This is a genomic window from Herbaspirillum lusitanum, from assembly GCF_046025995.1.
Classification (GTDB): Bacteria; Pseudomonadota; Gammaproteobacteria; order Burkholderiales; family Burkholderiaceae_D; genus Herbaspirillum; species Herbaspirillum lusitanum_A.
The window spans coordinates 544693-566124 of sequence record NZ_JAQQFM010000002.1 but is presented as its reverse complement, the minus strand read 5'-3'; the positions used below and the strand labels follow the sequence as shown (position 1 = coordinate 566124).

General features: G+C 61.5%; 20 protein-coding genes. 6 read left to right on the top strand and 14 right to left on the bottom strand.

Features of this window, described 5'->3' with window-relative positions:
• The first annotated feature begins 17 nt into the window (after positions 1-17).
• Positions 18-1409, top strand: coding sequence for a tyrosine-type recombinase/integrase (locus PQR62_RS05520; protein WP_408155593.1), 1392 nt, complete (start codon positions 18-20; stop codon positions 1407-1409).
• A 37-nt stretch (positions 1410-1446) separates the two neighbouring features.
• Here the strand turns inward: PQR62_RS05520 and PQR62_RS05515 are convergent.
• From PQR62_RS05515 to PQR62_RS05455, 13 genes are all read right to left on the bottom strand, one after another.
• Positions 1447-2981 (bottom strand): IS3 family transposase gene (locus PQR62_RS05515; protein WP_408155591.1). Its coding sequence is split into 2 segments (ribosomal slippage): positions 1447-2348 and positions 2348-2981, totalling 1536 coding nucleotides; the frame shifts between segments, so codons are not numbered across the junction.
• A 221-nt stretch (positions 2982-3202) separates the two neighbouring features.
• Positions 3203-3649 carry a hypothetical protein gene (locus PQR62_RS05510; protein ID WP_408155589.1) on the bottom strand — a complete coding sequence of 149 codons (447 nt, stop codon included), beginning with the start codon at positions 3647-3649 and terminating at the stop codon, positions 3203-3205.
• A 191-nt stretch (positions 3650-3840) separates the two neighbouring features.
• A complete protein-coding gene (locus PQR62_RS05505) occupies positions 3841-5199 on the bottom strand; it encodes a SulP family inorganic anion transporter (RefSeq protein ID WP_408155587.1) in 1359 nt (452 codons plus the stop codon).
• Positions 5181-5660 (bottom strand): hypothetical protein, encoded by a 480-nt coding sequence (locus tag PQR62_RS05500; RefSeq protein ID WP_408155585.1) that lies wholly within the window; start codon positions 5658-5660, stop codon positions 5181-5183. The genes PQR62_RS05505 and PQR62_RS05500 overlap by 19 nt, the downstream gene beginning before the upstream one ends.
• 15 nt (positions 5661-5675) lie before the next feature.
• On the bottom strand, positions 5676-7127 hold the full coding sequence (locus PQR62_RS05495; protein ID WP_408155583.1) for a caspase family protein: 1452 nt from the start codon (positions 7125-7127) through the stop codon (positions 5676-5678).
• Between the two features lie 90 nt (positions 7128-7217).
• Entirely contained in the window at positions 7218-7970 is a 753-nt protein-coding gene (locus PQR62_RS05490) for a DUF4852 domain-containing protein (RefSeq protein WP_408155581.1), read from the bottom strand.
• 122 nt (positions 7971-8092) lie between these two features.
• Complete coding sequence (locus tag PQR62_RS05485; RefSeq protein ID WP_408155579.1) at positions 8093-8893, bottom strand: hypothetical protein; 801 nt, start codon at positions 8891-8893, stop codon at positions 8093-8095.
• Positions 8894-9147: 254 nt separating this feature from the next.
• Positions 9148-9819: a hypothetical protein gene (locus PQR62_RS05480; protein WP_408155577.1), complete on the bottom strand. Its 672-nt coding sequence runs from the start codon at positions 9817-9819 to the stop codon at positions 9148-9150.
• A complete protein-coding gene (locus tag PQR62_RS05475; RefSeq protein WP_408155575.1) occupies positions 9816-10427 on the bottom strand; it encodes an RNA polymerase sigma factor in 612 nt (203 codons plus the stop codon). Before PQR62_RS05475 ends, PQR62_RS05480 begins: the two co-directional genes overlap by 4 nt.
• 83 nt (positions 10428-10510) lie before the next feature.
• Positions 10511-10945, bottom strand: coding sequence for a hypothetical protein (locus PQR62_RS05470; RefSeq protein ID WP_408155573.1), 435 nt, complete (start codon positions 10943-10945; stop codon positions 10511-10513).
• A gap of 122 nt (positions 10946-11067) precedes the next feature.
• On the bottom strand, positions 11068-11985 hold the full coding sequence (locus PQR62_RS05465) for a glycerophosphodiester phosphodiesterase (RefSeq protein WP_408155571.1): 918 nt from the start codon (positions 11983-11985) through the stop codon (positions 11068-11070).
• On the bottom strand, positions 11963-13549 hold the full coding sequence (locus tag PQR62_RS05460; RefSeq protein WP_408155569.1) for a hypothetical protein: 1587 nt from the start codon (positions 13547-13549) through the stop codon (positions 11963-11965). The genes PQR62_RS05465 and PQR62_RS05460 overlap by 23 nt, the downstream gene beginning before the upstream one ends.
• A gap of 7 nt (positions 13550-13556) precedes the next feature.
• Complete coding sequence (locus PQR62_RS05455; protein WP_408155567.1) at positions 13557-14297, bottom strand: hypothetical protein; 741 nt, start codon at positions 14295-14297, stop codon at positions 13557-13559.
• Positions 14298-14951: 654 nt separating this feature from the next.
• On the opposite strand from PQR62_RS05455, the gene PQR62_RS05450 reads away from it, so the two are divergent.
• From PQR62_RS05450 to PQR62_RS05435, 4 genes are all read left to right on the top strand, one after another.
• Positions 14952-16202 (top strand): zinc-ribbon domain-containing protein, encoded by a 1251-nt coding sequence (locus PQR62_RS05450; protein WP_408155565.1) that lies wholly within the window; start codon positions 14952-14954, stop codon positions 16200-16202.
• A 109-nt stretch (positions 16203-16311) separates the two neighbouring features.
• On the top strand, positions 16312-16935 hold the full coding sequence (locus PQR62_RS05445) for a hypothetical protein (RefSeq protein WP_408155564.1): 624 nt from the start codon (positions 16312-16314) through the stop codon (positions 16933-16935).
• Positions 16932-18236 carry a hypothetical protein gene (locus tag PQR62_RS05440; RefSeq protein WP_408155562.1) on the top strand — a complete coding sequence of 435 codons (1305 nt, stop codon included), beginning with the start codon at positions 16932-16934 and terminating at the stop codon, positions 18234-18236. Before PQR62_RS05445 ends, PQR62_RS05440 begins: the two co-directional genes overlap by 4 nt.
• Before the next feature lie 132 nt (positions 18237-18368).
• Positions 18369-20744, top strand: coding sequence for a hypothetical protein (locus PQR62_RS05435; protein ID WP_408155561.1), 2376 nt, complete (start codon positions 18369-18371; stop codon positions 20742-20744).
• A gap of 39 nt (positions 20745-20783) precedes the next feature.
• Here the strand turns inward: PQR62_RS05435 and PQR62_RS05430 are convergent, their stop codons facing one another.
• Positions 20784-21008, bottom strand: coding sequence for a hypothetical protein (locus tag PQR62_RS05430; RefSeq protein ID WP_408155560.1), 225 nt, complete (start codon positions 21006-21008; stop codon positions 20784-20786).
• Positions 21009-21084: 76 nt separating this feature from the next.
• Between PQR62_RS05430 and PQR62_RS05425 the strand changes: the two genes are divergently transcribed.
• The gene (locus PQR62_RS05425; RefSeq protein ID WP_408155558.1) at positions 21085-21417 is read left to right on the top strand and encodes a hypothetical protein; all 333 of its coding nucleotides are present in this window, start codon (positions 21085-21087) and stop codon (positions 21415-21417) included.
• The last annotated feature ends 15 nt before the right edge of the window (positions 21418-21432 follow it).

Sequence of the window (21432 nt, the reverse complement as noted above, 5' to 3'; positions counted from 1 at the left end):
AATTCAAGGGAAGAGGGATGAGCAAGATTACCGTCAAGGGGCTTGAGAGTTTCACTATTGAGGATGATGGCCGCACTATTCGGGAGGATGGAGGGCTGGTGGGTCGTGTCCGTTCAGGCCCGCGCGGAATAACCGTGCTGTTTCGTTATGAATTCAAACTTCAGGGAGATAAGCGGGATTACGCGCTGGGTTCATGGCCAAAGAAAAGTCTGGCGGACATCCGATCCGAGCGCGATCGTCTTCGCGTAATCGTCGCCGATGGCATTGACCCTACTGCTGCAAAAAAAGCTTCTCGAATTGAAAAGCAGAAGGCTGTGGAAACTACGCTTGCAGAGGCTGAGCAAACTCGTGTCAAAAATTCGACGGTACGGGATCTATTCGAGATGTGGGCAAAGGAAGGCGTGGCTCGCAGGGATGAAAACAAGGAGTTACGCCGGCATTTTGAAAAGGACATTCTCCAGGCCGTCGGTCATATCGAACTGCGTAAGCTGACTGATACTGATATTCGCACTATGCTTCGCAAGCTGCTCGGCCGGGGAGTGACCAGAACAGCGATCATAGCCTTTAATGATCTTGGCCAGATGTTGCGGTGGGGAGAAAAACGCCAGCCTTGGCGTGGCTTATTGGCGGACGGTAATCCGATTGACCTGGTGGACATGGAGATTCTTATCCCCGCTGACTACGAGGAAGAACGCGATAGGATATTGCCACCGAACGAAATTCGGGAGTTGGCGAACATTTTTTCCAGCACTACCGCTACGTATGAGTCCGCTGTAATTGGCACCAAACGAAATCAAGTCCATCCGATAAAACGAGAAACTCAGCTTGCGCTGTGGATCTGCCTTGGAACGCTCTGCCGCATCGGAGAATTGCTAATGGCGCGATCAGAGCACATCGATCTGGATGCCGGAACATGGTTTATTCCTCGTTCGAATGTAAAGGGTCGGCGACAGGAGCACGTTGTTTATCTCTCGGAATTCGCACGTCGGCATTTTACGGAATTGCTGGAACTCGCTGGCGGCTCCGAATGGCTGTTCGCTTCTCGAAACAAAGGTAAAGAGGAAACTCACGTTTGCGTAAAGTCAGTCAGCAAGCAGGTGGGAGACCGTCAGACTCGCTTCAAGAATCGCAGCAAACCCTTGGCCAATCGACGGAATGACAATAGTTTGATATTAGGCGACGGAGTCAATGGAGCATGGACTCCACATGATTTACGCCGGACAGGGGCGACCATGATGCAGAAAATGGGAATTCCACTGGACATTATTGATCGTTGTCAAAACCATGTTATCGCTGGCTCGAAAGTACGGCGCCATTATTTACATCACGATTATGCTGAAGAAAAAACAGATGCCTGGCGTAAATTAGGAGATAGCCTAGATGTTCTGTTAAATTGCACTCAAAATTGACCCAAAAGTGGGGGTGCGGCGTAAAACTTGGACTGGTTTATGCCGTAAATCCAAGACTCTCCCGGTATTCAATGGGACTGCGTGAGCCAAGAGATATCTTGATGCGCTTCTCGTTGTACCAACGGATGTAAGAGTCAACCGCCTGAATGAATTGTTCGATAGTAGTACCTTGCCAGTTTCTTGGGTAGAACAGCTCCGTTTTAAGTCGTCCAAAGAAACCCTCGCAAGCGGCATTATCTGGTGAGCATCCTTTGCGCGACATTGATCGAACCAGCTTTGCGTTGTGCACGCGTGAGAGCCACCCAGGCCAGCGATAATGGGTACCGCGATCGGAGTGAATCACAGGCCTGCTCACTTGGGTGGCTACTGTCTCAATGGCAGCATCGAGCATGGTGTTCACCAGGTCGGAGTCGGGACGTGTACCGAGAGTCCAGCTGACGACCAGACCATCGAAGCAGTCGATCATGGGCGAGAGATAGACCTTCCCAGCCGGGATCTGAAACTCAGTGATGTCAGTTAGCCACTTCTCATTCGGAGTGGCAGCCTGGAAGTCTCGATTGATGAGACTCTCCGGAGCAGGGCTGATTTCTCCCAGATACGACCCATACCGGCGTCTTTTGTTGGCCGCAACAAACAGGCGCTCCTGCTTCATCAAGCGTTGCACAACTTTCTCGGAGATGTACATATGACGCCGGCTAAGTGCTGCGCGCATTCGCCTGTAACCATAGCAGCGGTGATTGCAATCAAAGACTTCGGTCATGGCAAGGCGTGCATCGGCGTATTTATCCGCCATTCGCAACTGGGTGCGGTGATAGAAGTAGGAGCTGCGCGCCAAGTTCAGTTCAGCAAAGAGTTCTGGCAGTGCATAAGTCTGCTTCAGGGCGTCAATCAGCAGTGTTTTCTCCCGGTTGCTCAGGAGCTGCAGGTCGACGCCCTGGTCTTTTTTAGCAGTTCATTGGCCCTCTTCAAAAGATCATTCTCAAGCTTCAGTTTGCGGTTATCACGTCGAAGGGATTCCGCCTCCCGTTCGAGCTCAGTCAGATCAGATACTGACGGTGGATGATTTTGGTCTTTCATGGATGCAGGAACCTCGCGACCGAGTAATTGATTCTTCCAGTTGTACAACGTCGGCCTGCATACCGCTACCTTTTTAGCAATTGCCTGCGCGCTTGTCTGCCTGGTACACAAATCAATGACAGCCGCATTCTTCAGATCCAAAGGGTGCTGCACATTCGGCGCACGTCCCACCATGCGGGGACGAACCTCAGGGTGCAGTTCGTCAATCCAAGCCGTGAGTACCGCTCGGCAAGGGTATCCCAGTGCCTTCATGGTTGAAGCAATGCAACGATCGTGATCAAGGTAATGCTGAACCGCCCGTCGCTTCTGCTCATCAGAATACTTCCGCGGGCGCGCATAGCCCACCTGCAGGCCGAGACTTCGCTCGTATTCCTGATACCAACATTTCAGCGAGTTCTTTGTTGGATAGCCCAACTTTCGGATGGTCGGGCCTGTACGTTTTCCCAGCTTGATATAGAGCTTGACTGCTCGGATTCGGTCTTCGTGCGAATACATGAACTACCTCCAAGGTAGTCCAAGATTTTGTCCGCACCCCCTGATTATCAGTTTTAGATGCAAATCAACAACCGAACAGCGGCAACAGCTGCGCCCCCCCCCTGGTCGACGCCGATTTGCTAGTGCTGGACGATCTGTTCCTCGCGCGTCGTCAGCGACAAGGCCGGCGAACTGCTGCAAACACTGGCGCACCAGCGCTACAAGCTCATTGGTGGCGAACCTCAGTTCGGCTGCACCTCTCCCAGACCCCGCATTTCCTTCATGAAAATGGCGACACCGGACTGAATCGATGCGATACAACGTTCCAGCGTGCTTGTCAGCAATGCCGCGTCGGGTGCCTGGTTGACACCAGCCAAGAAACTCTCGATCGAGGCCGAGACGTTGAAGCCGTCTTCACGCTCGAACATCCACAGCTTGACTGCCTTCTTGCCGCCATTGACTTTGTTGAGCAGCGACAACATCCGTGCCTCGTCGCTGTCCCCCACGAAGTTGGGATAGACCAGGCGCATGAATTCGGGATCGTTGTCGGCATCCAGCCCGATGAAGAAATGGCCGACGCCAGGCATCTTGAACACCACGTCATTGTCTTCATCGATGTCGGCGATCACGCCGATGGCGTTCAATGCGTGGACGTAACGTTGTGCGAGCTCATGGGCGTTCATAGTCATGGTGAATTCCTTCTAAAGTGGTGATGGCGATCGTGACCGCCGTTTGCGATCCGATGCCATCGTGCATCCTGATGATGGGTTCGGCTTGCCTTCAGGGCATGCCGGCGCGGCGCGATGATGCAAGCAGCCTCGATTTCCTATTCGCAGGAAGACGCCAAAAGCGGAAAAGAAAAAACGACTTTATTGTTGTTTTATTGTTGTTCGCCGCGCGGTCGTAGCAAGAGGGCCGCCACCGCCAGCACCAGCAGCGGTCCACCACCGAAGCCCCAGCCCATTTGCATCAAGCCGACTCCGGCCAGGGTGCTGCCCCCGACCATTCCCAGGAAAATCCAGCTGGTATGCAGGGAGGGCACAGGCGCACCCGGGGAATAGCCATTGGCCCAGACGTCGCGCCGGGTCTCTTCGTCGATGGTCTGGATGGCCACGATCATCAGCGCCACGGCGATGGCCAGTTGTGGCAACAGGGATATCACGCCCGTCAGGAACAGGCAGATGCATAACACGCCCAGGCCATGCGCCAGGACGGCGACGCGGGTCCTGCCGTGCGATTCGATCAGCGCATTGGTGCGGGATGTGGACAGGCAACTGCATGACAAGCCCAGCAGCGCGCTGATGGCATTGGTAAAGGCCAGGCCGCCGACGTGGGCCGGCCAGTACACGCGGTCAGTGCCGTCCTTGCTGTCTCTGAGCGTGGTCATCGACTCCAGCAGCATGACGCAGCCCAGCAGCAGACCGATACCGATCAATGCGGGCCAGACCCACAGCGGAAGATGATGCCACGCCACATGCAGCGTGTAAGGGCTGATGACGATGTCCTGCAACAGGGAAAAATGCAGGCCGCTGCTGCCGATGGTGCCACAGTAGCCGCCGGAGACCTGGTTGGCGATGAAGAGGTAATAGCCCGCCGTGGCAAGGGCGACGGAAACCGGAATGGCCAGCGGCGCCAGGCGCGCCATCGCTGTATGCCGCAGGCCCGGATATTTGCACAGCGAATTCCACGTCAGCCCGGCGATCACACTGGCCAGCGTGACGGCGGCCGTGCGCACCGGATCGATATGCAGGCATCCCTTGAGCTGGGTCGTGCCCAGGCCGACCACGATGCCCACGCCGGTTGCGAACATGAACCCCTTGCGCAATGCCACGTTGCTGTGACTGATCCAGCGCTGCACCGTGGGGAGCAGCCCCAGCAACTGCACGGCCGCAGCCGTCATGAGCATGGTCAACAACGCCGTCAGTGCGATTTCACGACCGGCTTCGGGGATGCCGGCCTGGGCAATGGCGAACTTCATCCCCGCAATGAGCACCGCCAGCGAGGCGCTGCGGGGGCCGATCAGCAAGGCGCGGGGACGCCCGATCGCCAGCACCGAACCGACGACCACGGCGCCCAGCACCATCAGGGCGCCCAATGCACTGCCGCTGCGACCCGGCAGGGTGTCTCCCAGCGCCGCGCCAAGGCTGACATATTCCGCGTAAAAAACACAGGCGGTGAGCGCGCCGGCCCACAGGTCCAGTACCGGCTGGCGCAGCTGCTTCACTGCGAACGCAGGCATTGATCGCGCAGGGACGCCACGATCACCAGCTCCGGCATACGGTTGAGGGCGTCCACGACAGCAGCGGCCTTGTCGGGCGCGCCCGTCTCGGTCACCGACAGCTCAAAGGCGCCGTTCTCGTTCGGGCCGAAAGCGATGCTGGTATCCAGTCGTTCCAGCGCCTGGTTCAGCTTGCCCATCGGTGCATCGTCGGCAAATCTGGCAAGAATCGGATTGCAGGTTGCCGCATCCCGTGCAGCGCCTGCGCTGCGCGTGCCGCCCTGCCCGGCCTTGCTGTCCTGGTGCAGATAACCCAGCCCCACCGGCGCCAGCGCAATCAGCAGCCCCAGGAACACCATCAGGGTGATCAGGCACAGCATGGCCTGCGATGAAAAGAATCGACCCAGCACCCGGTGCCGGGAAGAGGGAGAGGGAGTGGCCGGGGAAATGGAAGAGGAAGATTCGGGTTCCTGGTGGGACATGTGCAAGGTCCTGGATTAAGGTTTTTTCACGCCGGTGGGTCCAAACATCTGCTGCAGGGCCTTTGCCGTCTCTTTGGCCTGCTCGAGGCCCTCACCGCTGAATTCAGGCAGCGACTTTACGGACTCAATCATCATCCCCACCGCCTTGGCCGTATCCTGCGGCGTGCCCCGCCCTTCTCCGGTCAGTTGCGCCAGGTCCATCTTCGGGCGGCCGTAACCGGAGCGTGCGGCCACCGACAGCCATTTGTAGGACTGCACATAATCCTGGCGCTCATAGGCCAGTTCGCCCAGCAAGGTCTGCGCCGGAACATAACCGCGCATGGCGGCGCGCTCGTAGAACTTGGCGGCCAGGCCGCGATTCTTTTGTACGCCCTGATTCAGGCTGCGGTCGCCGGCTTCCAGCAACAGCCCGGCCAGGCAAAGATCGCGGTCGCTGGCATTGTGCTGGTTTGCGCGTTTGATGGTGTCGGCCGCTTCAAAACCATCCATGCGCGGGGCGCCGATTTCGAGCTGGTGCGTCAGCGTGGCCCATTCGCCGCCGGAGGTGCCTTCGTACTGATCATCCAGCACCAGGTCTGCGCGAGAGGCCCGCAAGGCGACCGAGCGTCCCGTCGTGGAGTTCCCGCGCTGTGCCAGTGCCGTCTGCGGCAAGCTGCGCAGGCTGACCTTACCCGCGTCCAGCCACACCTGGCTGCGCAGCTCAGAGTAGAAACCCGGAATCTGCTTTTTCCCGGTCGCATCAAACACCTGCTTCTGGACGACGCGAAATACGTCTTCAAGGTCTCGCGCATGAGGATCGCTCAAGACTGCCGACAGTGCGGTCGCATAGGGGCCATTTTTCTTGTCCGACCAATCCAGCGCCTTGGTGAATTCGGCGGTCGAGTAGGCCACCAGCGTGCCATCCCATGCATCGGGGACGAGGCCCTTGTCACGGCGTTCTAGCCCCCGCGTCTGGAAGGGATTGTTGCGGCAGGCATCGACGATGACAACGGCGATGCGCGGTTTGACTTGCTCCAGCATGCCCCTGAGCGAGTCGAGATCAACCCCGGAAGACCTGAGGGTCGCCGGCGATTGCATCGTCACGTCGGTCCCCAGCAGCAAATTCTTGCCTTCGATGACGACGCCGTGACCGGAGAAGAAGAACCAGGCGATGCCAACGTTGCGGTTCTTCATCTTGCCGACGAAGTCGCCGATGGCGCGCTTGAGGGTGGGCGTCTCGAGGTTGGAAAACAGGTCGCCGTGGGCGCCCAGGCGGGCAAAGGTCTCATGCATCAACCGGGCGTCGGGGACGGCATTGACCAGTCGATCCACCGATTTGTAGTTGTTGATGCCGATGGACAGGCTGACCTGCTCCATCCCCTGCGCCTGCGCCAACAACCAGCGCGGCACGCCTGCCGCCATGGCGCCGGCTCCCAGCAAGATGGCACGCCGCATCATGCGGTCCTGGCCCCGTACGATTCCGTTCATTTTTGTGATTCCCCCTGTGCGCCGAGGATTGTATCTGAATATCGCCACCTGCCAGATGGAAGATGGAAGATGGCAGGTGGCGATAGTCGATCACTGCTGGGCCAGCACGTTGCCCTTGCGGTCGACCACGGCGATCTTCACGATCTCGGCCTTCACGGTGCGCGATGCCGGATCGGCTCCCTGGGCGAAGCAATAGACCACCAGGTCCAGGCCGTTGTAGACGCTGCGCAGGCTCTCGATCTGGCGTGCCGCATCTTCAGGAACGTTCGACAGATAGTGGAAACCGTCGCCGTTGGTAAAGCTCAGGTGATAGTTGCTGTTGTCGTTGAAATAACGGTAGGACCCCGATTCCCAGACCGAGCTGTTGAGCGGGAAGCCTTTCTTGTCGAAGTCATACTTGTCCACCGGGCTGTTCAGGACCAGCTTGAAGTAGCGGTTGCCCTTGGCCGCGCTGACTGCCGCATCGATCCGGGGTTGCAGGGCCTTGAGCAGGTCGCTCTTCTGGAATTCGTCGTTGGAGCGGGCGTAATCCACCGACACCTTGGCCGCGATTTCGCGGTAATCGATGGGCAAGCCCGCCAGCGCCAGATAGGAATACATCAGCTGGTTGCCGCTGTCGAGCGGCTGGTAACTGGCCAGCGGAGTGGACTTATCGGCCTTTTCGCGGGCATTGGCGATGACTTCCTGGCGTGCCGTTTCGGCGGCCTTGGCCGATGTGGCGTCGTTCAGGGTCGGGGCTGCCGTGGCGGCAGGCGTATTCTTCGGGGCGTTGTTGTCGTTGCAAGCGCTCAGGACGGTGGCGCAAGTGGTGGCAGCGATCAGGGAGATCAGGAAGTGGCGCATGGTATTTTCCTCTTGGTCAGGTCAAATCAATAAAAAGAATCAGGCGAAACAAATCGGTGAAACAAATCAGACAAAACAGCCAGGTCAATCCGGAGCACGGCGACAGGCCAGGGATCAGGAAATCAGGCACGCGACGACAGGAACTGGATCGCGCCGCGGCCGGCGAAGTAGAGGCCGGCGATCAGTGACAGGTAGGCGCCCAGGCCCAGCGAGACCGCACGCAACACTTCGCGCATCATGCTGGAGGCGACTTCGGCTGCCATCGCGGCTGCCTGTGCGCCGCCGAACGCTGCCGCCATTCCCTGGGCCTGGTGCATGCTGCTGCTCAGGCTGGAGTACCCGATGATGCAGACCAGCACCATGAACGCCAGCGGCGCCAGATTGCCCAGCCAGGCCAGGCGATGCCGCAGGAAGAAAGGCAGCATCGGACCGCACAGGGCCACGATGGCGAAGAAGCCGTAGATGCCGGCGCCCGATCCGGAGCCACTCAGGGCCTGCGCAATATCGGCGGGCGAGTTGAGCGCGCCGAGCAGTTTCCAGAACGACAGGCCATTGCTGTAGGAGCTGGTGATGCGCACGTCGATGGTATTGAGCAGGAACCACCCGCAGACCAGCGCCGCGATGCCGGCCAGCGTACCGATCCCGAAGCGGCCGGCCAGCTCGCGGCCAAGGGCCTGGCTGCGCAGCTTTGCTTCGCGCACCGCGCCTTCGGCCTGTTCACGCGCCAGCTGGCCTTCCGGCACGACCTGCACTGTTTCGACACCGCCGCCGGCATCGAAGCCGACATCGACCACCATGTTCACGCGGGGCGCCACGTCGGACTTCCACATGCCCTCCAGCTCGAACGGGAACTGCTCGCCGTTGATCGAGATCAGGCCACTGCCGGCCTGGGTGTCACGTACGACTTTGCCGCGCTTTTTCATGATTGCTCCATAGGTAGATTGAGTGAGGGAGATCGCCGCTCATCGGCGGGATCCGTTGCAGCGCCCGTACTGAAGCGCAGACACCCTCCTCTTCGAAGCAAGTCGGAGAAAGCGGAAGAGATTTTTTATTTTTTTTGCGGATTTTTTGCTGTTTTTTCTCTGCCCCTCGCGCGGGACAAAAAAAACCGACGCCGCAGCGTCGGTTGTTGATCAGGCAAATCGGGCAAGTTGCCGGCCTGGCGTCAGCGCGCTCCTCAGCGGGCCTCGCGCGAGCGCATGTCCATCACGCTGGCCGAGGTCACCAGGGAAGCCGCCTTCAATTGCGCGATGGCGTCTTGCAACGTGCCCTCGCTCACCTGCACCTGATAGCTGCCATCGGCAGCCGGGCCGCTGAGAATGCGCATCTTCAGCGCCTCCAGCTTGTTGCTGATCTCGCCGATCGCCAGGTCGTCACGGAACTTCACCTGCAGCACGCCCTTTTCCTGGATCTGCCCCGGCGTCACGGCCCGATAGCCTTCATCCGGGATGACATCGTTGCGCCCATCCAGCTGCGGGCGACCTTGCCAGACCAGCGCGACACCCAGCACGACCATGGCGGCCACCGCCCAGCGACTGCCCGCGCCGGATGGCGTGGCTGCCAGGCGTTGCCACCAAAGGACCAGTCGCTCCCCTAGGCCGGGCCGTTGCCGCGGGCGGGGTTGCTGCTCCAGGGCCAGGCGGATCTGCTCGAACGACACCAGCGGCTGGTGGCGTTCTTCCAGGCCCTCCCGGGCCAGGCGCACCAGCTCGCGCTCGGCCTCGACCTCCACCTGCAGCTCCGGATGACGGGCCAGCATGTCCATCATCCATGCATGCTCCTGCTCATCGAGCTTATCACAGGCGAACTGGAAGCAATGCGCCCGGAAGCGCGACAGGTCGTCGGTCATTTGCTGTCTCCTTTGCCGGGGTGATATCCCAGTTTTTCCTGGATACACGCTTTCATTTCTTGCGCGGCCTTGCGCACCCACCCGCGCACGCGCTCGTGATTGAGGTCGTGATACCGCGGCGATTGTGCCTGGAGGATGTCTTGCATTCCCTTGTAACTCAATTCATTGTCCAGTGCCAACCTGATGGCCAACTGATAGTTCGGGCCGTCATTGGGCAAGCGTTCGATGCAATCCGCGACGACTTGTTGCAACTGGCGGCCCTGCAGTTTTTCTTCCGGCCCGGGCAAGGGGCAGGAAAAACCGTCCAGCCCCGACACCTCGTCGCTGCCTTCGTCGTCATCGCGCCGCTGTTCGATGTCCACGATGCGCTTCTTGTGGACATACAGTCGGCGCAACTCGTCGACGGCGCACTGCTCGCCGATCTTCTTGGCCCAGGTCTTCACCGAGGCCAGTGCCGGGTCATAAGTATGCGCCGTCATGAAGATCTTGAGCCAGGCGTTCTGCAAGGCAGCCTGGGCCACTTCCTCGTTGTATTTCACGCTCTTGAGCACGTGCCGGTCCAAATCGTTGACCAGCAGATCGTAAAACTCGCGCTGTGCCGCCTGCATGCCACGATCGGCCGAACTCCTGGACGAAAACGACTTCAGCAGCCGCGCCAGTTTTTCGTTGTTGTTCACATTATCCGCCACGGTCAGACCTGGTGAGTGTTGTTTCCAGCCGGGGATTGTAATCCTTCCGGTTCATTTTCCATCGCATCGACAAACAAATGCACCGCGTGCACCAGTGTGTCGCGTGCACGCGCAAGGCAATCGCGCCAGGACAGGGGATCGGGCAACCACAGCTCGATGATGAAGCTGACCTGCCCCTTGTCCATGATGCCTTTGACCAGCTTGAGACGACTGTTGATGTCGTTGATCACCGCCAGCGCCTGGCTGACCTGCGCGGGCGACGTCACCTGCCAGACCCGGGGCAGCATCAGCCCGCTGAAATGGGCATCGGCCGGATCCAGGCACAGCAGGTAAGACAATCCGTACTGCGTGAAACTGATGTCGCCATCGCCGTCCAGGGTTGCGCTGATGCCATCGGCTTGCAGCTGCTCCAGCAGCGAAGAAGGGGTATTGTTCATGAAGACCTGTCCTGTTCAAGACGGCTGCTGCACCATGCAACAGCTCGTTCTTGCCTATTCGAAGCCAGGCACCGATTCCGGATAAAACGGCGGTGTTTTTTTCATGACGTCTTCATGACGCTTCAGCGCGATACGTCGCGGCAGAACTGGTCTGCATCGCCATCGATGACCACGCCGCTGGGCCAGCGCGCCGTGCGGTCGTGCGCGCGCCGCACGGCTGCCGCCAGCGCTGTATCGCCCTGCACGGCGTAGACGAACACGGGCATCTTCATCATGCTGGCATCCGACAGCAAGGTCGGGTTGGCGTCCAGCGACCGGGCGTCCACGTGCACGCCCACCGGCATTCCGATCTCGTTCTGGACCCGCATGAGCCAGTTCTGGTCCAGTTTGGGCGCACGCGCCCGGCTGGCCACGAAGCGGCTGGCGCGGTTGTCCACGGCGGCCTCGGCGTTGCGGACATCAAAGACGATCAGGCCCAGATACCCTTCCCGATCCGCCTGGCGCGCGCAGCGCAGGTTGCCGGGAACGGCGGAGGTCATGAACCAGTTGCCATGACTCATGCCGCGCCGGAACTGCGCCACCAGCGCCTGCACCGGGTTGCAGTTGGGCAGCGCGTCCTTGATTTCGGCGTTGAGCGTCTTGCCCGGGAAACGGCTCGCCAGCGTCAGCAGATCGCTGACGAACGGCGGTGCCTCTTCCACGGTGCGGCCATTGACCTTCAGCCGGGCCGCTTGCCAATCCTGGCTGGTGAGCTGGTGGGTGGACACATTGCGGGACGCCTGCACGGTACGGCCGGTGACCAGGTCGTGATGCACCACCCACGTGCCGTCGGCGAGCTGCTGCATGTCGGTTTCCACGCCATCCCAGCTGCCCTGGTATCCGGCGCCCAGGCCGCTGATGGAGTTTTCCGGCGCGCTGGCCGAACCGCGGTGCGCCTGCACCTGCATGCCCAGGCAAGCCGCCTGCACCGGCGTCGCCAGTGCGCACGACACGGCGAATGCGACGGCCGCTGCGCGCTTACCTGACCGGGTGATAACCATAATTGAGCCCTTGTAACACATTCATTCGGATGCTCTCGTTGAGCGGATAACCGTAGCCCTGCCCGACGGCCACGATATGCACCGCCCGCGTCAAGGCCCACTTCCCGATGCTGCCGCCCTCCTGCGCCTGGGCCGGGCCATGCTGCATCCAACCCATCATCCTGCCGAACAGGTCGCTGCGGGTGATGCTGTTTTCGGTGACGTTCAGGCTCAGCATCACTGCCAGGAATACCACCGCGAGGGCGCCCTTGGCGCTCCACTCCACACGCCACGGCAGTTTCGCCTCCGAGCGCACCAGCAACATGACCAGCTTGGTGATCAGGTAGAGCAGCTTGGTGAAGTGGGTGATGGCGCCCAGCAGCGAGAAGAACAGGGCGATCGGCGGCACGATGGCTGCGCGGGTGGCCTTTTCGGCGTCCGCATAATAGATGCCGCCTGGGCTCAGGGCACGCTCATCGGCGGTGAACCGCTCCAGCCGCTTGCGGGCCTCGAGCGCGACGGCCTGGTCGAACAGCTGCATGAACTCGGCGCTGGTGGCATAACTGGTCGCCACGGTGGCCGACGGCGGCAGTTTCAGCGTATTACGCAGTTCGCGCTGCACGCCGGGACGAGCCACAAAGGCCGGGAAAGGCAGGCCAGGCGGAATCACGTCGCCCGAGACCGTCACACTGCGCGCAGAAGAAGCCATAGCGCGGCGGTATTTCTGCTCCACCGCCTCGCGGAAGGTCGCTTCATCGGCCGGATCCCAGTTCGGCGGCACCGGCACCTTGCGACGCACGTTATTGACCACGGTCGCGCGGCGATTGGCGGGAACGCTGTCGGGCGTCCAGCGGTGCCGCGACAGGCTGCGCTGGTATTCCGACCAGGCCTTGTCCTGCTCCTGGCGCAGCCCCTGGTCGCTGGAGGTGGGGATGCGCGCGTACTGCAGCCACTTCTTGTGGGTTTCCCGGATGGCCTCGGTATAGTTCTTGTAATACTGCGCCGCCCCGATCTGCTTGGCCACGGCCTGGCGCATCAGGATTTCCTTCTCGTTCTTGATGCGCTCTTCGAGGTTGTTCACCGACACCGCCATCAGCGGAAACAGCGCCAGGAAGGCCTTGCCCTCGGGCCGGGCGAAAATCTTCTCGTCGTCGGACAAACCGGTCAGCGTCACGCGCCCATCGATCAGTGCGCTTTGCAGCAAGGTCGTGTTCATCGCCATGCGACGGAACTCGGTATCGCGCGACACGACCAGCCCGTCCACCAGCGCCTTGATGAAAAAGAAGACCGCCGCAATGGTGATGACACAGAACAGGGCGATGCGTCGCAACGAGGGAACATTGCCGTAGTCGCTCCGGATACGGCGATCCATCATCCTGCCGAAGACGAACAGCGCCACGGCGATGCCGGACAAGGTGCGGCCGAAAATCTCGATATTGTGCACATCGTCGACATTGCCGCTGCCGACCACATCAAGCAGCCGGGCGTTGAAGCCCAGCTCGAAGGTCAGGTAGACGAACGTGATCGCGATCAGCAAGAGGATCTGCTTGATGACAGCCCGTTGGAGCTTGTTTTCGGTAGTCATGGCTGCCTTACCTCAGGTCGATGGGAGTTGGCTTGATCTCCTCGCCGGAGAATGTCCACGCTGGCGAGGCCGGCGGCAAGGCGGCCGAGGATTTCGGTGTCGTCGGGGCGGGCCTGGGCGCAGGCGCAGCCTTGCGCCGCGACTTGCGCTCCGACTCGGAAGACGCCTCCGGCGAGCTGCCGCCCTTGCCGGTGCGTGTGCTGTCATCGCGTTGCGGCGGCAAGGGAATGTAGCGCCCACCGATGGCAGCGCCATCGCCAGCCATCGGCGGCGGGGCCTGGAGGGATTCGTCGGCGAACGGCTTGACGCGCACGTCCACGCCCGGCGGCACCGGGAGGGTGGCGGAGAGCATGCGTTTGTCCGCATACGTCACGCGCGAAATCTGGTTGTACAACGGAAAATCGAAGGTCAGCGCCCTGCCGTCCAGACTCTTCTGCACCCGTGGACGATCCATGCAGTTGCCGATCCGCCAATCCAGTACGTCGCCGCCTTCGATGGACAACACCTCGTACTTGTAGGCGCAGTTGCGCTCTGCGATTTCGACCACCACCACGGCGCGCTGCCCGACTGTTTCCACCCGGGCGATGCGCGCGGAGGTCACGTTCTGCAGCGGCACCACGCGCATGTAGCGATCGAATTTGATCGACAGCTCTCCATTGGGGGCACGCCGCAGCACGCCGCTGGAGCCGTCAGGCAACGAAAAACGGCTCATTTCGGTGCCGAACAGGCCGACCGTATCCACGGTCATGAGCGTGCCGCCCCGCCCGTTGGATGTCACGGCGCACCCCGTCAGCAGCAGGCCCGACAGCATAGACAACGCTGCCAGCCGGCATGCTCCCCTGATTGTCGCCGCAGCGCATTGCCCGGCTTCCCCTGCACGTCTCACCCCAATGAGTCCCGTGCCTTCCATGCTTTGCTTGTTCATTTTGTTGGTTTTTCTTTTAAGGCGACCCGGATTTTACGACAGTTATCGACGACATGCCTTCCAGCAATATGCTTCCGTTTCATGGTCTATTCGAAGCGAGGCAACAAAAGCGGAAATCTATTTTGGGCGGCGTGGCGTTATTGCCAGCGATTGACCTGTGTCATGGTGAATTTCCACCTATTCTGAGCGCATGAGAAAATTTCCATGTAACATTTGATGCGCGATGACAACAGAGGTTGTCGATCAAGACGCCGTGATCCATCGCTGTATCTCGCTACAAAATATTAATTCTGGGGAATGAATAATAAATTGTCGTGCCGTGCGACACCATGAACGGGGCTAGGGAAATCGGTAATTTTCCGTTTTACGCCTTTGCTATTTCCTCTTGCGGGGAAGCACGAAGGCGTGATCTATGCGCTTGTTCCGGTTGGCGGCACGACGGCAGTCAGACGTCCATAAAAGCCATCCGGGGAACTCATGATCCTTTGCACCTCTTGCAGCACCGAAAATCAGGACAGCGCGAAATTCTGTAAAAAATGTGGCACCCGTCTGGCCAGGGAAGTGGCCGGACCTGCCTGCGCCGGCTGCGGCGCACAACTCCAGCCGGGCGCCAAGTTCTGCAAGAGCTGCGGTACGCCGGCAGCCCCTGCGGCTCCGGCAACAGCAGCAGCAGAGACGCCGGCGGAGATACCTGACGCTCCCGCCGTCACCCCGACTCCCCCTGCCTCCGACGCACCGATTGCCGTCGAAGCACCGATTGCCGTCGAAGCACCGGTTGCCGTCGAAGCACCGGCTGCCGCCAACGAGCCTGTCGCACCCGAAGCAATCGCTGCGCCCGAAGTCCCGGCCGCCATCGAAGTGGCGGTGATCCCCGAAGCACCCGTTGCGCCGGAAGTCCCCGCAGCCGCCGAAGTGCCGCCTGCCGCCGAAGCACCCGAAACATCCCCGCCTCCGGCGGTTCCCGCTGAGACCACACCCGAACCCGTCATCGCCCGCGACACCGGCGCAACGCCAGCGCCGACGGCGAAGCCGGTGTCGCCGAAGCCGGCTGAGAAGCCCTCCCCCGCCAAGTCCACCGAAGCCCCCGGCGCGACCAAAGCCGCCGACAAAGCGGCACCGAAGGCTGCGCCAGGGAGCGGAGAGAGCGATAACGGCAACCAGCTGAAGATGATCATCGCCGGCGTAGCCGCCGTGGTGGTGATCGGTGGCGGCCTGTTCTGGTGGCAGAGTTCCAGCCGCCCGGTAGCAACGCCGCCTGCCGATGCCGCCGCCCAGCCGGCGCTGGAGGCCAATGCGCCCCTGCCGCCGCCGGTTCCCGACGCGACATCTTCGACCACACCGGCCGGCCTGGCCGAGCAGGCCGCGCCCGCTGCATCGGCATCATCGGCAACCACCGACGCGCCCGCCGCGCCGGCGGTCATCGAACCCGCGCCAGCAAAGGCACCGGCAGCCGTGGCAAGCACTCCCGCCGCGCCCACGCCGGATCACAAGGCCAAGGCCCCCGCCCCGACCGTCAAGGACAAGCCCGACTCCCAACTGTCGGCCACGGTCAATGCATTGCTGAAAAACGCAGAATCCTATCTGGCTGCAAACCAGTACGACAAAGCCATTGCCACCGCCGAAAGCGTCCTGGCCATCGATGCCGGCAACCGCGCCGCAAAAGCGCTGGTGAGCAAAGCCAAGACACGCCAGATGGATGCGCTCAAATCCAACAGTTCACTTGAATGATCTCCGGGGAGAAACCACAATGATGAAGAAAACAGTATCGGCCGTCTGTGCCGTCGCAGTCCTCGCCAGCGGTTGCGCCGCGCCCAATGGCAGTAGCGGTGATACAGGAATGAGCACCGAAAGCATTATCCGCTGCGCCGCATTGGGTACCGGCGGCGCATTGGTCGGCGGCCTCCTGGGCGGCACCAAGGGCGCCATCGGCGGTGCCGTCGCGGGCCTGGCCGCGTGCGCCGTGATCGAGTATTCGTCGCGCCAGACCAAGACGGCCAGCGAAGTCGACCGCGAATACAAGGCGGCCAACCGCAATCGCCTGCCGCCGGCAGCCAAGATCGACAGTTACTCCACCGTCGTCACGCCCAATGCCCCGGTGAAGGCCGGCGACACGATCAAGGTCAACTCGGCGATCCGCGCCGTCTCCGGTGCACAGGAACAGGTCACAGAAGTCAAGGAAGTCCTGGTGGCGTACGCCCCTTCCGGCGACGAATTCAAGCGCGGCGAGAAGATCGTCAGCAGCACCCCCGGCAGCGGCGAATACGACAACAGCTTCTCGCTGCGCCTGCCCCAGGGCGCCCCGCAAGGCACCTACAAGATCAAGACCCAGGTTTTCCTGAACGGCAAACCCGGCGCCACCCGTGAATCGTCGGTGCAGTTCGCGCGCGTCAACGGCCAGCCGGGCCTGGTCATGGTGGCCGCGGCATCGACCACCACCGATGCAGGAGTGAACGCGCAATGACGACCCAACTGCAATCCTCCTACAGCCTGCTGCGCGCAGCAGAAGCCATCACCAACCTGCGTGCGCTGGCCATGTGCGCCGCCGCCGGCCTGGCGACCTTCCTGTGCTTCATGCTGATGTTCTATCTGGGCTCGCACAGCATCGCGCTGTACTTCCTGATGGCCCTGCTGACCCTGGTGGTGAGCATGATCGGCTACTCGGCCGTCGGCATCACGCTGATGCGCCAGGCACAAGGCCAGACCTCGGGCTTCGTGGATACGATCCTGCAGGCCACCTTCACCCTGCATCGTTTCCTGGGCGTCGGTTTGCTGCTGGTGCTGGGTTATATCGGCGTCATGCTGGCAGCGCTGGTGCTGTTCCTGGTCTGCAAGATTCCTGCGCTGGGCTCGCTGCTGTTCGCATTTGGCTTCCCCCTGGCAGCCATCATCATCGGCATGGTCACGATCGGCATGTGGTACGTCGGTTTCCCGCTGGCTGCACCGGCGATCTGGGAGGGCAACAATACCTTCCAGACCGTTGCCCGCCTGGTGCAGATTGGTCGTCAGCGCCTGATGACCGTCATCGTCAGCATGTTCTTGCTGACCATTCTGGTCTTCTTCCTGTCGATGGTGGTGTTTGGCGTCCTGCTCACCGGCTCCAGCGCAGCCACCGGCCTGGCCACCATGGTCGGCGTCGGCCCCGGCGCAGGCAGCCTGATGGGCCTGGTCAGCATGGCCGGCATGGGCCTCGGTGGATTGGGTGGATTCGGCGGTTATGGCGGCTACGGCGATTTCGGTGGTTATGGCGGCGGCGGTCAACTGGTGGCGTTTTATTTCGGCGCCGGTCTGCTGTTCACCATCGGCATGATCATTCCGTACCTGACCTTCATCAACGGTACCTGCCTGGTTTATCTGCAGACCACCGACGGCATGGACTTCTCCGCGTCTGAAGAAACACTGCGCAAGAAGGTGGAAGAAGCCAAGCGCAAGACCGAAGAGATACGCACGCGTGCCGACAAGGCCATGCAGGACGCCAAGGAAGGAAGGCGCAAAGATGCACCGGTAACGCCGGCAGCACCAGCGGCACCGCCAGCAGTGGTTACCCCTGCTCCTGCTCCTGCTCCTGCTCCTGCTCCTGCTCCTGCTCCTGCTCCTGCTCCTGCTCCTGCTCCTGCTCCTGCTCCTGCTCCTGCTCCCGTGCCACCGGCTGTTGCCGCGCCGCCGGCCACCGCTACGATCGCCCGCTCCTGCGTGCAGTGCCATGCGCCCTTGGCGGCAGAAGATGCTTTCTGCGGTGAATGCGGGACCAAGAACCCTCTCTGACGAAATTGTATGAATGACCTGACCGGACAGCTTTCGCTGCCCGTCCTGCATTGTGGGCAATGCGGGACGGACTATCAGCAAGACGCCTGCTTCTGCGACCATTGCGGCGCGCCCATCCCTGCCACGGTAGCCATGGCTGCCGTGATAACACCGGCCGGGCCGGGCGCGGAAGCCTTCGAGATGGTGCGCACGCTGGTGCGAGACAAGACCCGTTTCGAGCCGGAAGACCTGCTGCAGACAAGCGGTGAAGACGTACAGAGCGCGCTGGTGCTCAGCGCCAGTTATGCACTCGACGCTGAGCTCAAGACCGCCGACATCAACGGCGCCCACTTCCATGCGCGCAGCCAGGACGTGCGCAGCGACCCAGCCACTGGCGTGGTGCCGGGTGCGTTCGCCGACGCCAACGACCGGGTCAGGATTGCACAGGCGACGCTCGCCAGGCAGCTGGCCCAGGCCGATACCGCCTACAACACGATCGGCAATGGCATCTATTTGCCGGCCGCCCGCCGTCATTGGCTATTGAACACTTGCGCCCCCTGCCACGGCCGGGGGCGGGTGAAGTGCTACACGTGCCACGGAAGTTGCAACGAAACGTGTTACGAATGCTCTGGCGTTGGCGACGTCCGCTGCACCGCTTACGGCTGCTACGGCGGCAAGACCGACTGCAGCTATTGCAACGGTAGAGGCCATACCACGCGTAGCGAAAGTTATGGCGAAACGGTCAACGTCGCCACCTCGGTCTACCGTGACGGCCAATACCATACCGAATATCACACCGAGTACCAAACCAAATACCGGCAAGTCCAGGACCCGTGTTATTCCTGCTCGTTCGGCAAAGTCAATTGCTCGACCTGCCGTGGCACCAGCAGGGTCAGTTGCTCGCGCTGCATTGGCAGCGGCCAGATCACGTGCCGCACCTGCAGCGGCAAGGGCAAGTTGATCTGCTCGCCGTGCGCCGGCTCTGGCGAGGCCGGTGTCGCCGCCTGGATCGACGTCAACGTCACTGTCGCACACGCATTGGCATTGCCGGCGGACGTGCCCGATGACGTCCGCCGCATTGCTGACGCCGCCGGGCCGCACGGCCTGGCCGCCATTTCCGATTCGCTGGCGCTGACGCAGGTCAACGCATCGCCGGTGCATGCCAGCAGCGTGCAGGCCGACTATGCCTTGCTGTTACGCATGGTGCGCCTGAGCGTGGCCTGCAACCAGACCGACTACAAGCTGGTCGCCTTCGGCCGTCCGCTGGACTGGCTGACGCTGGACGACATCGTCGAAGACCTGTTGCGACAGGATCTGCGCGCGCTGGAGCAAGTCCTCACGCAAGTGGCCGACGATGGCCTGCTCTCTTCCGATGTCCGGGCGTTGCTGGAACCGCTGCAAGCGGTGGCGGCCTCCGAGATGAATGCCGACGTGATCGAATCCGTCCTCGATGGCGATGCTGAACAGGCACATGCCGTAGTGGTATCGGCCGACTATGCCCAGGCAGTGCGCACCGCAGTCCTGGGCGCATTGCGCCACGTGTACACCCGCCAGGCCAAGCGCAGCTGGTGGCAAGGCGCCATCGCCGCGCTGGTCACGGACGTGTCGGCCTGGCTTTACTGGACGTCGGCCATCGGCGTGCTGGCCGGTGTGGCAGTCACCGGCATCAGCCTGGTGCTCTTCCGTCGCCGCATGCGCCAGTTGCTCACGCAGGCGCTGGGTGGCGCGAACCAGGCGGATCGCGCCATCCAGCTGGCGACACGCCAGCAACGTACGCGGCGGGCCGATGCCCTGATCCTGTTGCCGGCGTGGGCCTTGCTGGCCGGGCTTTACGCCGTGCTGCCGACCTACGGGGTATTGTCGGGCCACGTGGCGCCTTCCGCTGCGGCAGCGACCACGATCACGGCGAAGCAGCGCGCCGACGTGGACGCCGCCCTCAGGCGCTATGCCATCAACGACAAGACCGCCGCCCGACAAGCACTGGAGAAGCTGGCCGCCGCCGGCAATGCCGCCGCCTACGGGCCGTATGGATGGATCCTGCTGCAGGGTGAAGGACTCACGCCCCGGGAGCAGCAGGCAGACGGCAATGCCACCAACGCCCAGGCTCGCCTGCTGCGCGCCAAACCCTGGATCGACAAGGGCCTGACGCAAGGCGATCTCTGGGCCAAGGCCGCCCAGGCTGTCTCGTTGCTCAATACCGGCAACACCCAGGCCGATCGCGAGAAGGCGCTGGCCCAGCTGGAATCTTGCGCAGCACTGGGACACGGCGCGTCCATGCATTACCTGGCAGAGGCTTACCTCCAAGGCACCACGCAGGTCACCCGCAACATCGCGCTGGCACGCAAGTGGTATGGCCAGGCGGCTGAACTGAACCAGCCCGCCGACCTGTACCAGCTGGGTGTGTTGGAATGGCAAGGCGCCGGCGGTTCACGCCCGGATCACGCCAAGGCCATGTCCCTCTGGCGACGTGCCGCCGCATTGGGCCTGCCTGAAGCGATCAGGGCCGTCAGCACCGGAAAACCCGTCTGATCCTGCCGCATGGCGTCCGAAGCGGGTAACCGCTCCGGATCACGCCCCTCCCTGCACAGCCCCCAACCGCCACGAAATCGCATCGGCCGCCGTGCGCAGCAAGCGCGCGGTCTCGCCGTCATCACCCTGCAAGAGAGCCGCAACCAACCGAATAAAAGACAAAAGGGCATCGTTCGCCTGCGATATTTTGGTAATTTTACTAGATAGGATATCGTAGAATAACTGGCCCCTCTCCAATGACATCATAGATTTTTTCAACCACATATCACTCCTGGGAATCGAGCCTCTACTGCCCGCCCTGCCTGTTTCCCCAACAGGTATTTCTCACTCAGGAGTTTTTATGTCATCTGCCTTGTACTGCCCCCACTGCAAATCCTCCAACATCACCACCCGCAACTACGCCCGTAAAGCCGGTAGCGCCATCGGTGCGGCTGCCGGTGCCGCCGGAAGTGCTGCTGCCATGATGGGCGGCGCAGAAGCTGGTGCAGCTGTTGGTATGGCCGTTGGCCCAGTCGGTGCGGTCGTCGGCAGCCTAGCTGGAGCACTCATGGGTGCACTGTTCGGTGGTGCGGCCGGTAGCGTTGCTGGCGCTACTGCCGGCGAAGCCATCGATACCAACGTTCTCAACAACCATGAGTGTCTAGACTGCGGCCACGCTTTCAGCAAATCTTAGCTAGCTCCCACGTCA